This is a genomic window from Lacisediminihabitans profunda, assembly GCF_008040105.1.
Classification (GTDB): domain Bacteria; phylum Actinomycetota; class Actinomycetes; order Actinomycetales; family Microbacteriaceae; genus Lacisediminihabitans; species Lacisediminihabitans profunda.
Genome location: NZ_VRMG01000078.1, coordinates 1 through 301, shown reverse-complemented (window position 1 = coordinate 301; position 301 = coordinate 1). Strand labels below are relative to the sequence as shown.

The 301-nt window shown below is 70.4% G+C and carries 1 pseudogene; it reads left to right on the top strand.

From position 1 onward, the window contains the following. Nucleotides 1-118: 118 nt before the first annotated feature. Nucleotides 119-301 (top strand): annotated as a pseudogene (locus tag FVP33_RS19125) (EamA family transporter); the annotation flags it as partial.

Below are 301 nucleotides of genomic sequence, written 5' to 3'. Positions count from 1 at the left end.
GGTGGTGCGCGGGGAGATGCGGATGCCGCGGCGGCGCTTAAGGGACAACCTTCGGGCGGAAACGGTCAGGTCCGGATTCCGCGGGAAGAATGGCGGTGGCGACGGTTAGCGTGGGCACATGACCACAACATCGGACGGTGTCAGCACTGCCGGCAGGCTCTCGACCCCGGTGTTCGCCGCGATCGTCGTGACCGTTCTCGCCTGGGCGAGCGCTTTCGTGGTGATCCGGGGCGTGGCGCCGCACTTCGGCGGGGGAGCGCGCGCGCTTCGGCGGCGGACCGTGGGCGCCAGCCTGCTCTCT